At 35.2% G+C, this 12,059-nt stretch carries 10 protein-coding genes and 1 other annotated feature (1 of these 11 running past the window's edge); of the genes, 1 reads left to right on the top strand and 9 read right to left on the bottom strand.

Annotated elements, in window-relative coordinates; genetic code table 11:
• Window positions 1-15, top strand: a binding site (T-box leader); it begins 184 nt to the left of the window's first position.
• 54 nt (window positions 16-69) lie between these two features.
• Window positions 70-1,332 carry a tyrosine--tRNA ligase gene (gene tyrS, locus E4Z98_RS04205; protein WP_135254843.1) on the top strand — a complete coding sequence of 421 codons (1,263 nt, stop codon included), beginning with the start codon at window positions 70-72 and terminating at the stop codon, window positions 1,330-1,332.
• A gap of 60 nt (window positions 1,333-1,392) precedes the next feature.
• On the opposite strand, the gene ypfJ is transcribed toward tyrS, so the two are convergent.
• The 9 genes from ypfJ to parE all read right to left on the bottom strand — a co-directional run bounded on the left by ypfJ (window position 1,393) and on the right by parE (window position 11,915).
• On the bottom strand, window positions 1,393-2,280 hold the full coding sequence (ypfJ, locus tag E4Z98_RS04200) for a KPN_02809 family neutral zinc metallopeptidase (RefSeq protein WP_135254844.1): 888 nt from the start codon (window positions 2,278-2,280) through the stop codon (window positions 1,393-1,395).
• A 248-nt stretch (window positions 2,281-2,528) separates the two neighbouring features.
• Window positions 2,529-2,966, bottom strand: coding sequence for a MarR family winged helix-turn-helix transcriptional regulator (locus E4Z98_RS04195; protein ID WP_167790943.1), 438 nt, complete (start codon window positions 2,964-2,966; stop codon window positions 2,529-2,531).
• 205 nt (window positions 2,967-3,171) lie between these two features.
• The gene (gene rpsP, locus E4Z98_RS04190; protein WP_135254846.1) at window positions 3,172-3,444 is read right to left on the bottom strand and encodes a 30S ribosomal protein S16; all 273 of its coding nucleotides are present in this window, start codon (window positions 3,442-3,444) and stop codon (window positions 3,172-3,174) included.
• Window positions 3,445-3,609: 165 nt separating this feature from the next.
• Window positions 3,610-5,049 (bottom strand): signal recognition particle protein, encoded by a 1,440-nt coding sequence (gene ffh, locus E4Z98_RS04185; RefSeq protein WP_135254847.1) that lies wholly within the window; start codon window positions 5,047-5,049, stop codon window positions 3,610-3,612.
• 14 nt (window positions 5,050-5,063) lie between these two features.
• Complete coding sequence (locus tag E4Z98_RS04180; protein ID WP_135254848.1) at window positions 5,064-5,402, bottom strand: putative DNA-binding protein; 339 nt, start codon at window positions 5,400-5,402, stop codon at window positions 5,064-5,066.
• Window positions 5,403-5,667: 265 nt separating this feature from the next.
• On the bottom strand, window positions 5,668-6,189 hold the full coding sequence (locus E4Z98_RS04175) for an HdeD family acid-resistance protein (RefSeq protein WP_135254849.1): 522 nt from the start codon (window positions 6,187-6,189) through the stop codon (window positions 5,668-5,670).
• Window positions 6,190-6,289: 100 nt separating this feature from the next.
• Entirely contained in the window at window positions 6,290-7,228 is a 939-nt protein-coding gene (locus tag E4Z98_RS04170) for a hypothetical protein (RefSeq protein WP_135254850.1), read from the bottom strand.
• Between the two features lie 129 nt (window positions 7,229-7,357).
• Window positions 7,358-9,817, bottom strand: a complete 2,460-nt coding sequence (parC, locus tag E4Z98_RS04165; protein ID WP_135254851.1) for a DNA topoisomerase IV subunit A — start codon at window positions 9,815-9,817, stop codon at window positions 7,358-7,360.
• Window positions 9,818-9,836: 19 nt separating this feature from the next.
• Complete coding sequence (parE, locus tag E4Z98_RS04160) at window positions 9,837-11,915, bottom strand: DNA topoisomerase IV subunit B (protein ID WP_135254852.1); 2,079 nt, start codon at window positions 11,913-11,915, stop codon at window positions 9,837-9,839.
• Between the last annotated feature and the right edge of the window lie 144 nt (window positions 11,916-12,059).

The raw sequence follows: 12,059 nt of genomic DNA, 5'->3' as shown, positions 1-12,059 counted from the left end.
TATTTCGTCCCTGTAGAGCAATGCTCTGCAGGGACTTTTTTTATCCCAATAATGAAAGGAAGAAATTACATGAATATTATTGATGAACTAACATGGCGAGATGCCATTAACCAACAAACAGATGCTGAAGGATTAAGAGACTATGTAGAAAACAATAAAATCTCTTTATATTGTGGCGTTGACCCAACAGGAGATAGTATGCATATTGGTCACCTTATCCCTTTTATGATGCTAAAAAGATTCCAAATGTTCGGTCATCATCCTTATATTTTAATTGGTGGTGCTACTGGTTCAATTGGTGATCCAAGCGGACGTACAAGTGAACGTCAATTACAGACAATGGAACAAGTTCAGCATAATGTCACTAAATTGACCCATCAAATGGAAAAACTATTTTTTAGTAAAGATAACGAACAAGATTTAACATTAGTCAACAACTATGACTGGACAAGTAATTTAACACTTTTAGACTTTTTACGTGACTATGGTAAGAACTTTAATGTCAATACAATGTTAGCAAAAGACATCGTCGCAAGTCGTCTAGAAACAGGTATTTCATTCACTGAATTTACTTACCAAATTCTACAATCTATGGACTTTTTACACTTACACCAAAACCATAACGTTAGTTTACAAGTTGGAGGCGCTGATCAGTGGGGAAATATTACTGCTGGTTTAGAATTGATTCGCAAACAAGTAGGACCTGAAGCAAAAGCATTTGGTCTAACTATCCCCCTAATGTTAAAAGCTGACGGAACGAAGTTTGGTAAAACAGCCGGTGGTGCAGTCTGGTTAGATCCAGAAAAAACTTCACCTTACGAATTTTACCAATTTTGGTTAAATCAAGATGACCGTGACGTAGTAAAATACTTGAAATTCTTCACGTTCTTAACTAAAGAAGAAATAGAAAGCTTAGCTGTAAAAGTTGAAACAGAGCCGCACAGACGTGAAGCCCAAAAAACATTAGCTAAAGAAATGACATTATTTGTTCATGGTGAAGAGGCATTAAATGATGCGTTAACGATTACTGATGCACTCTTCTCAGGTGATGTAAAACAACTTTCTGCTCGTCAAATCGAAGAAGGCTTTAAAAATATGCCAACAGCTTCAATTGGTAAAGAAGACATGAACATTATTGACTGGTTGATTGCAACCAAAATAGAACCATCAAAACGTCAAGCGCGTGAAGACGTGACAAATGGCGCTATCTCAATTAATGGAGAAAAAGTTCGTGACGTTGAATTTATTATTTCTAAAGAAAACTCTTTTGAAGAAAAATTTATTATTGTCCGTAAAGGTAAGAAAAAGTATACACTAATTAAGTTGGTTTAATTTTCTTATATGATTAAATACCAAAAAAGGAATCCTTATATAGGATTCCTTTTTTGGTATTTAATATTTAATATTAGTAAAACCAGCTGCTTTAAACGTGTTACCATTTTCTAAATCACCATATGTGTACCCACGTTTGAACCATTCCATACGTTGGGCAGATGTTCCATGAGTAAAACTATCAGGAACAGCATAGCCTTGTGCTTGTTTTTGTAATGTATCATCGCCAATAGCGTGAGCAGCTTCAATGGCTTCTTCAACATCACCCATTTCTAAAATCGGCTGTCCTTCAAACGTTTTGCCACTCAAATATTTAGTAAATGCACCCGCAAAGTAATCTGCCTGTAATTCTAACTGAACACTGTATTTATTGTAATCTTTTTCAGATACACGTTGACGGACATAGTTTAATTGATCCGTGATACCTAGTTGTTGTTGAATATGATGTCCAACTTCATGAGCTAATACATAAGCCATGGCATAATCTCCTTTTGCACCATAGCGCTGAGCTAATTCGTCACCAAAACTAAGGTCAAGATATACCTTTTGATCTCCTGGACAGTAGAAAGGTCCTACTTGTGCAGTAGCTGTCCCACATGCAGAATTAACACTTCCAGAGAACAACACTAATTGTGGTTCTGTGTATTTCCCTTTAGACGCTGGATAGGCTTCATTCCAGTAATCTTCTAGATGAGCAAACACAACAGCAGCGAACTCTTTTTGTTCGTTGTATTCTTGACTATCTACATTAACCGTTTCATAACTTGCAGGCTGAATACCTGAAGTAAAGACATCAACCAAACTCCCCAAATTACCAGTAAAGAAAAATGAAATCAATGCTATTAAAATTGCTCCGATTCCACCACCAGCAGCTAACTTCGTCATTCCACCGCCACTACTTGTTCTATCTTCAATATTTGTACTTTTCTTTCCACCCTTAAAAATCATCGTTTCTCCTCCACTCCACTATTTCAATAAACGGATCAACGCCCATTAATCAAAAAGCTACCAATACTTTATAGCTTAATTTTATAACAAGTGACTTGTTAAAAGCAAATAGTTGGCGTTATGAAATAAAAAGGAGCTGTGACAAAAAATTGTCATAGCTCCTTAATTACGAATAAACGGTGTTACGAAGGTTGCTTCTTCAGATTAATCCAAAACATTCCAAAAAATTGACGGGCAATCTTTATAGATTACTCTTCTTCTTTTTGATAATGAGATTCAATCATCTTCATAGCATCAATTAACTTGCCTTTGTACGGGCTTGTTAAAATTTCAATGTCTTCTTCCAGTACATCCAAGTACTGATAATATAATTGTTTTGCAGCTTCTCTACCTTTAGGTGTCAATGATAAATAAAACAAACGTTTGTCTTCAAATGATTGCTCTTTTTCAATAAATTCTAAATCTGCTAAATTTTTTAGAATACGACTCATATAGCTCTTATCTAAATCTAATCGTTCTTCAATATCTCGTGCTGTTAGATTTTCTGATTCATAAAGCTCTAACATTACTTTTATCTCGTTAAACGTCAATTGTTCATTAGACATTTTCTTTTCTATCGTATTTAAATAATTTGAGAAAATACGGATAAACGAGCTGATTTGTTTAGCATCTTGCTCATCTGACATGTCCATCACCTCTATTTATAGATACTGTGATTCTTTATTCCCTAATTCTATAATACGAAATAACGCGACTAAAAACAATCCAATTTACTTGTTTTTTTTATTTTAGTGGAGATATTTACGTTTTCAGGTCGTTTTCGAACATTTGTATAACAAAAAACGACTTCCTTTAGAGATAGTCTCTCTAAAGGAAGTCGTCAGCCATTCATTATTTAGTGAATTTAGCTTCGTGATGTTTTTTCATAACGCCTTCTTTAGAAAGGATGTTACGAACTGTATCTGAAGGTTGCGCACCTTTAGATAACCAGTCTAAAACTAAGTCTTCTTTGATTGTTACTTCAGCAGGGTTTTTAGTTGGAGCGTAAGTTCCTACTACCTCGATGAAACGTCCATCACGTGGAGAACGAGAATCTGCTACTACAATACGATAAAATGGGTTTCTTTTAGAACCCATACGTTTTAAACGAATTTTAACTGCCATTATTAGGTCACCTCTAAATTTTCTATTATGTTACTCACAAACAATAGTTTAACATGTTTCAAAAATGATGTAAAGTGTTTTTTCTTTACACCTTTATTTTTTCTATCTATATCCGTTTAAATTAGTAAAAAGGTAGATAGTCCAACGCTATCCACCTTTTATCGTTTATTTTTTCTTTTTCTTTGCTTTTTTCAATGCTTTTTTCTTGGCATTTTGTTGTTTACGGGCCATTGAGTTGAAGGCCATTTTACCCATTTTACCTTTAATACCTGAACCAAACATTTGATCCATACCAGCAGGCATATTGCCATTTGTCATTTGTTGCATCATTTTTTTGCTTTCATTGAATTGTTTAATCATACGATTGACTTCAACGACACTATTACCTGAACCCGCAGCAATACGACGACGACGGCTTGGGTTTAGTAACTCAGGATTCTCGCGTTCTGCAGGTGTCATTGACATAACAATCGCACGTTTACGCGCCACATCTTTAGGATCCACTTTAAATTGATCTAAACCTGGTACTTCACTCATTCCTGGAATCATTTTTAGTAAATCTTCAATAGGTCCCATACCCATTACTTGATCTAATTGTTCGATAAAATCATTGAAATCAAATGAATTTTCTTTCATTTTTAAGGCTAATTCTTCAGCTTTTTGCTCATCAAAATCAGCTTGTGCCTTTTCAATTAACGTTAGCAAATCACCCATACCCAAGATACGACTTGACATACGATCTGGATGGAAAACTTCTAAGTCTGTTAATTTTTCACCAGTTCCGGCAAATTTGATTGGTTTACCTGTGACAGCACGAATAGATAACGCTGCACCACCACGTGTATCACCATCTAATTTTGTTACTACTACCCCAGTGATATCTAGTTGCTCATTGAAGCTTTCTGCTACATTAACAGCATCTTGTCCCGTCATTGCATCAACAACTAATAAAATTTCATCTGGATTAGCTAATGCTTTGATTTCTTTCAATTCATTCATCAAAACATCGTCAATATGTAAACGACCTGCTGTATCAATAAAGACGTAATCATTTTTTTGTTGCTCAGCTAAAGCTAAACCTTGTCTAACGATTTCAACAGGGCTAACCTCTGTTCCCATTTCAAAGACAGGAATATCTAATTGTTCACCGATTACTTTTAGTTGTTCGATCGCCGCTGGACGGTATACGTCACCAGCAATTAATAACGGACGAGCGTTATCTTGTTTTTTTAATTGTCCAGCCAATTTACCTACAAACGTTGTTTTACCTGCCCCTTGAAGACCTGACATCATGACAATCGTTGGTATTTTAGGTGATTTATTAAGTGGGACTGTTTCTCCACCTAAAGTAGCGGTTAGCTCTTCATCAACGATTTTGACAATTTGTTGTGCAGATGTTAAGGTATCTAATACTTCTTCCCCCACTGCTCGTTCACTGACACGCTTTGTAAAGTCTTTTACTACTTTAAAGTTTACGTCGGCTTCTAATAATGCTAAACGAATCTCGCGCATCATTTCTTTTACGTCAGCTTCAGTAATCTTTCCTTTACGACGTAATTTTTTCATTGCTCCTTGCAAACGCTCTGTTAAACTTTCAAAAGCCATTATTTACCTACCCCTTAATCTTCTATTTCTTGAATTTGTTTTATTATTTCATTTAACTCAGTATCTTCCGGATAATTTGTGTTCACTTTATCTTTGATTTTTTCTAACAGTTCTTTTCTAACTATATAGTTAGAATATAAGTGTAAATTCTTTTCATATTTTTCGAGAATCTTCTCTGTTCGCTTGATATTATCATAAACAGCTTGGCGACTAACATCAAATTCTTCAGCAATTTCACCTAATGAAAAATCATCTGCATAATAAAGTTCAATATAATTCATTTGTTTCTCAGTCAAAAGGGTTGAATAGAATTCAAATAAGGCATTCATACGATTTGTTTTTTCTATATCCATTCCTATCCCTCCTTTTTTGCATAGATACACAAACTCTTTTATATTATAGCATAAACTCACAACGTTGCTAGTTATTTTGTAGTAGCTTTTAACAAATTTATGTGCTATGATACTCTTATGCGATGAGGCGACAGAACTCGATTTTGGAGTTCACCCTTACCAAAAGACATAGTGGACGATGTCGGTAAGGTCGGATAAAAAAGAGGTATGACAATGTCATACCTCTTTTTGCATATAAACTATTCATCGATTAGGTAAATATTAGTTATCTAAATGCCGCTACAATATACGTTACTCCTGTAATCATGAAGTAAGCTCCGACTAAAAATGCAAGAGTAAATGCTGAAGTGATAGGATTAAACAATAATAAGATACCTAAAATAATACCTAAAATATTTGATATAATACTAAACCAATACATTGGTGGATTAATGTCTTTATATACATTAGCAAAAAGTAAATCATGGATTGAATCTACTAAAAACCAACATGCAAAAACATATGGTAATATGGCTAAACTTATACCAAGATTAAATAACATCAAGCAACCTATCACAATATCTATTATACCAACCCAAATTGGTAAATTAGTTCCCACACCCGTTAAAGAAGGTATAGTCTTACGATTAAACAATTCAAAACAACCCTTAGCAACAGCCCCAAAACCAACATACATTACGATTGCTAACAAATTAGTTTCTGGATTGTTTAGCGACATAAAGGAAACCACTAAAAAAAGTACCCCAATAATTAAATAGCCCCAATTAAATTTTTTTGTTTCATTCATTACTATCACACCTTTCTATATATTAATTGTACCTTTTGTATAAAATTATGTGTAATATTTTGACCTGTCTTTTATAAAAAATAAAACAGCTGAAAACGAGTCAATTCATCTCTTCTCCAGCTGTTAGCTTAGTTATCTCATTATATGTAGCACCTGCAATGGTCTCTATCAATCGAATCCCATCATTAAAGCTCTTATTGCCTTCTGTCAATACGGCAATTGAATAATTAGCCTGTGGATCATTAATTTTTCCAATACTATTAACTAACCATGTTTGACCGTCTAGCGACAACCAACCATTTTTCAAGTAAACATCCGTGGCATTTTTTGAGACACCCCAACGCTGTTCTTTATCGACATTAGCCATTAATTGTTTAATATAGCTAACATCTTCAGAACGATTATAAGGTTGCTGACTAAAAATTGCATTAATTAATTTCACTTGATCAAGTGCATCCGTTTGAATCAGACCCCATGTTTCTTTATTGGCTTTGGTATCTTCCATACCTAAAGAATCAAATAGGTGGTCAATCTCCAGGTAGCTACCTAAACGCTGTTTTACAAATTGGTGGGTTACCTCATTATTACTTTTAGTTATCATTAAATTAGCATTGTTTTTCTCTTGTACGCTTAATCCTGACACACCCTTTTCATCTAAAGCCAACACTTCCATCAAAACTCCGACTTTTGCAATACTGGCTGTGTAGAAATGAGGTACTTCTTTATTGCTGAATGTCACATAATTATGTGTTTTCTCATCATAAATAGCAACATCAAATTTAGTTGTTTCGTCTTCTAATAATGCTTGCCACATTTTCATCATTTGATTGGTAAAGTGTTCATCTTGCTGCTTTTTAGCTAAATTTATGATTATCTGCTCCATATCAACGAGTTGTTTCACTTCACTAATCGTCTCATCTACTTCTATACCACCTGGCTCATGAGTGGGAGAATGCGTCTTGAAAATAATCATAAACCAACTGCTCATCATTATGATTCCAAGTAATAGCACTTTACTATTGATTATTTTATTGTTCAAATAATCACCTTTCTAACTTATCTAACCGTTATAACGACATTTTCAACAAAAAAAGAACTGCGTTATAAAAACACAGCTCCCCTATTGTACAATAAATTATTTTAAATAACAAACACCTTGAAAGTGTTCTTAATTCCCTTGATCATTGACATAAGGAATAGCTTCTTGATAGACACGCACAACGGCACCCTCTTGTTTCTCATCAAATAGGAACGAACCATTTGACATTCTATCATTAATCGGATAAGACTTAGCGTCTAAAGAATACGTATTGCCTTTATCTGTTATAACGTCTAATGTTGTAGACTCTGTTGATTCAACTACTTTCATTACTCGATGTGCATGGTTCTTCAATTCTCTTAAAACCATAATCCCTCGTTTAGCACGACTTAACGCGTTAATTTCTTGGGCTAGCATTCGTTTGACTGCACCTCGTTGAGTCACAATCGTAATAGGTGTGTCTCCTTCAGACCAAACAAGTAAACCATTAACAACTTGATCTTCATCTTTAAGATTCATTGAAATGACGCCTGCTGCTTTAGCCCCCACAATATTAACTTCACTTAATGGAAATCTCAAACCAAATCCTCGATAGCTTACTAAGAAAACATCTAACGGTTGTCCTTCATCTACTAAATAAGCATTGACAACTTCATCATCGCCCTTTAATTTCATACAAACTGTGGCTTTACTCTTGTATCTTCCCCAAGCTGCAAATTCTTTCATCGCTGTTTGTTTAATCATACCATTCTTAGAAATCAGCACAAATAATTTGTTTTCCTCTATCTGATTATAAGTATAGACCGAAATAATTTGTTCATCTTTTTCAAAATTAGTAATAGTTTGAGATAAATGTTCACCAACATCTTTCCATCTGATATCTGCTAACTCATGGACTGGGCGATAAATCATGTTCCCTTTATTCGTAATTAGAAGCAAGTGTTGCAACGTATGTAATTGCTCTGCAAACACTAAATAATCCGTTTCCTTCAAGCCAATTTCATCGGCCGAAGAGGCACTAAATGAGCGTAAGCTACTACGTTTAATGTAACCTTCTTTCGAAACAGTCACCATCACGTCTTCTTGTGTTACCAAGACCTCTGTATTAACGACAAGTTCTTCAATCTCTTGTTGAATAAACGTTCTACGTGGCGATTCGTATTGCTTCTTCACTTCTCTTAATTCTTTTTTCATTAACTTCATTAATTCTTTGTCGTTTCCTAAAATAGAATTTAAGAATGTAATATTATCAGCTAGTTCGTTAGCTTCTTTTTCAAGAGCGGTAATATCCGTATTGGTTAAGCGATAAAGTTGTAGTGATACAATCGCTTCTGCTTGCGCTTCAGTAAAATCAAATGCTTTCACTAAATTTTGTTTTGCATCTTTTTTGTCTTTACTCTTACGAATCGTCGCAATTACTTGATCTAAAATCGACAATGCTTTCATTAAGCCTTCTACGATATGTTGACGTTTCAAGGAACGATTCAATTCAAAACGACTTCTACGTTGAATAACATCACGACGATGGTCAATATACGCTTGTAAAATACGAATTAAACCAACTTGTTTCGGACGTTGCTCATCAATTGCCACCATATTAAAGTTGTAGTTCACTTGTAAATCAGTATTCTTAAATAAATAATTTAAAATACCTTGTGCATTAGCGTCTTTCTTTAAATCGATGACAATTTGTAAACCCGTACGGTCTGTTTCATCTCGAACTTCTGCAATACCATCAATTTTCTTCATCAAACGAATTTCATCAATCTTCTTCACAAGATTCGCCTTATTTACTTCGTACGGAACTTCAGAAATAACAATTTGTTCGCGACCTGCTTTCATAGGTTTAATCGCTGTTTTCGAACGTAATACAACGCGTCCTTTACCTTTAGTATAGGCTTTTTTTATTTCCTCTGTCCCTTGTAAAATTCCCCCAGTCGGAAAATCTGGACCAGGGATAAAGGTCATCAATTTTTCTAATGTTGCATTAGGATGATCAATCAAATGAATAGTTCCTTCAATGATTTCCCCTAAATTATGTGTAGGAATTTCCGTTGCATAACCTGCCGAAATACCTGTTGAACCATTCACTAAGAGATTTGGGTAGCGAGCAGGTAGAACGGTGGGTTCCTTTTCAGTATCATCAAAGTTCCACACTAAATCAACGGTTTCTTTTTCAATATCTGCTAACATTTCACTGCTTAATTTTGATAAACGTGCTTCAGTATAACGCATGGCAGCAGGTGGATCACCATCCATACTACCGTTATTACCGTGCATTTCAATTAATGTTTCGCGTAGTTTCCAATCTTGGCTCATGCGAACCATTGCATCATATATACTGCTGTCTCCATGGGGATGATAATTACCCATGATATTACCGACACCTTTTGCAGATTTTCTAAACGCTTTTTCATGTGTGTTGCCATCTTCATTCATCGCAAATAAAATACGACGTTGAACCGGTTTTAACCCGTCACGAATATCCGGTAAGGCACGTTCTTGAATAATGTACTTAGAATAACGCCCAAAGCGATCTCCCATGACATCTTTCAGAGGTATCTCTTGAATATCATTTCGATGTTGCACAATCTTTCACTTCCTTATCTTATAAATCTGCAAATAAATCTATTTCTTTAAACACTTCGTCTTCTTTTAGGTCTTGTTGTTGTTCTAATATTTCTTCGACCATTTCTTCATGCTCACTATCATCCGTTGGGTCATCGTCTAATAAATTGCCCTCATCTTCAAGCGTAAAGGCCACATTATTTTCAATCCAGTGACGACGTTTATCTACTTTGTCTCCCATTAAGGTCGATACAATTTTTTCATTACTTCCCGATTCACCATCTTCTTCTTCAAGCGTCACACGAATTAACGTACGTGTTTCTGGGTTCATTGTTGTCTCCCATAACTGGTCGGCGTTCATTTCACCTAGTCCTTTGTATCGTTGGAGCATATAGCCTTTCCCTAATTTCTGAGTGATTCTTTCCAATTCATCATCAGTCCAAGCGTATTCAAGTACTCCTTTTTTACCAGATCCTTTGGTCACTTTGTATAACGGTGGCATCGCAATATAAACTTTTCCAGCTTCAACAAGTGGTGTCATAAAGCGGTAAAAGAACGTTAATAGCAAGGTTTGAATATGTGCACCATCTGTATCCGCATCGGTCATAATAATAACTTTGTCATAATTACAATCTTCAAGTGCAAACTCTGAACCATAACCAGCACCAATTGTATAGATCATGGTATTGATTTCTTCATTCTTCAAGATATCTTCTAGCTTCGCTTTTTCTGTATTTAACACCTTACCACGCAACGGCAAGATGGCTTGGAATTTACGATCACGCCCCTGTTTAGCCGAACCTCCGGCAGAATCACCCTCGACTAAATAAAGCTCGTTTCTTTTAGGGTTTTTACTTTGAGCTGGGGTTAGTTTGCCTGAAAGTAAAGAGTCACGTTTCTTTTTCTTTTTCCCATTACGACTATCTTCGCGTGCTTTCCGTGCCGCTTCTCGGGCTTCTCTAGCTTTCAAAGCTTTACGTATTAGCATCTGACTGATGTCATTATTTTCTTGTAAATAAAAGCCTAAATGTTCAGAAATAAGTGTTTCAACAGCTGTTCTAGCCGGAACGGTTACTAATTTCACTTTCGTTTGACTCTCAAATTGCAAAATACTTTCGGAAATACGCACAGAAATAATCGCAGTTAACCCTTCTCTTATATCTGTCCCATCAAGATTTTTATCTTTTTCTTTTAATAAACCAACTTTTCTTGCGTAATCATTGAAACTCTTCGTTAAAGCTGTACGCATGCCTGTTTCATGAGAACCGCCATCTTTAGTACGAACATTATTTACAAAAGATAAAACATTTTCTGAATAACCATCATTGTACTGAAAAGAAAACTCCATCTCAATATCATCTTTTTCACCTGAAAAATAAACAACAGGTGTTAAGTCATCTTTTTCTTCATTCAAATACCCAACGAACTCTTTAATTCCTTCCTCATAGTGGAAGATTTCTTCTACTGCTTCAGATGGACGTTCATCTCGGATAGTTATTTTAAAGCCTTTTAATAGAAAGGCCGATTCACGTAAACGTTCTGCAAGTGTTTGAAAAGAGAAGTTAGTAGTTGTAAATATATCCTTATCTGGTAAAAACTGGATAAACGTACCGTTTTTCTTTTTTGTAGGCTTCCCTGTTTTTTTTAGTGTTCCATCAGGTTTTCCACCATTGATAAAACGTTGTTCATATTCAACACCCTCTCGCACGGTGCGTACAATTAGCCACTTTGATAACGCATTAACCACACTGGCACCTACACCATGTAAGCCACCAGATGTTTTGTAGCCACCATTTTGACCAAATTTACCTCCTGCATGTAAGACGGTAAAGATAACTTGTACTGTTGGTACACCTGATTGATGCATACCAATCGGCATTCCGCGACCAAAGTCTTCCACACCAATACTTCCATCTTCAAAAATAGTGACATTAATTTCAGATCCATGACCTGCTAACGCTTCATCGACTGAATTATCCACAATTTCATATACTAAATGATGCAACCCTTTACTATCATTTGATCCAATGTACATACCTGGACGCTTTCTAACCGCGTCAAGACCTTCAAGTACCTGGATAGATGAATCGTTATATTCATTATTAACTTTTTTTACCATTACTGAATTAACTCCTTATCTATCGAACAAAATCCTATTCTCTGTCTTTTCTTAGAGGAACAGCTTTACTATTATACCATTTATCCACCTACTGAAACATTAATTTTTTCAATAAAACCTTTTTATCAAGCGTTTATTCATAAA

It is taken from the genome of Vagococcus xieshaowenii, from assembly GCF_004792515.1.
Taxonomy (GTDB): Bacteria; Bacillota; Bacilli; order Lactobacillales; family Vagococcaceae; genus Vagococcus_A; species Vagococcus_A xieshaowenii.
The sequence above is the reverse complement of the archived record's forward strand: the minus strand, read 5'-3'. Positions and strand labels throughout refer to the sequence as shown.